Source organism: Stenotrophomonas sp. SrG (genome assembly GCF_050031795.1).
GTDB lineage: Bacteria > Pseudomonadota > Gammaproteobacteria > Xanthomonadales > Xanthomonadaceae > Stenotrophomonas > Stenotrophomonas rhizophila_A.
In genome coordinates this window covers 1-240 of sequence record NZ_JBNBBE010001053.1, presented here as the reverse complement: position 1 = coordinate 240, position 240 = coordinate 1, and the positions used below count along the sequence as shown (strand labels likewise).

At 65.0% G+C, this 240-nt stretch carries 1 protein-coding gene; it reads left to right on the top strand.

What is annotated here, in order from left to right; translation table 11 throughout:
* Positions 1–29: 29 nt before the first annotated feature.
* On the top strand, positions 30–240 hold a 211-nt coding region (locus ACQG3P_RS22700; protein ID WP_426806312.1), incomplete at its 3' end, for a hypothetical protein.

The window sequence follows — 240 nt, the reverse complement described above, 5'->3', positions numbered from 1 at the left end:
ATGACGCGGCGGCACGCTAGCTGCGCACATTGAAGGCGATCACCCACACACGGCAGCGCCTGGCGCGTCGATGGACGGACGACGGGCCCTACCTGCACCTGGCGTTTTTCCCGCTGTTGGGCAACCCCCGCGCTTTCCCGGTCACCTCCGCAGTGCCGCTGTCCAATCGTTTTTTGGCTGGCCTGGCGCTGGTCACGGTAGCAACTGGGACATGGGTTGCCGCCTCCAGCCAGTTACAGT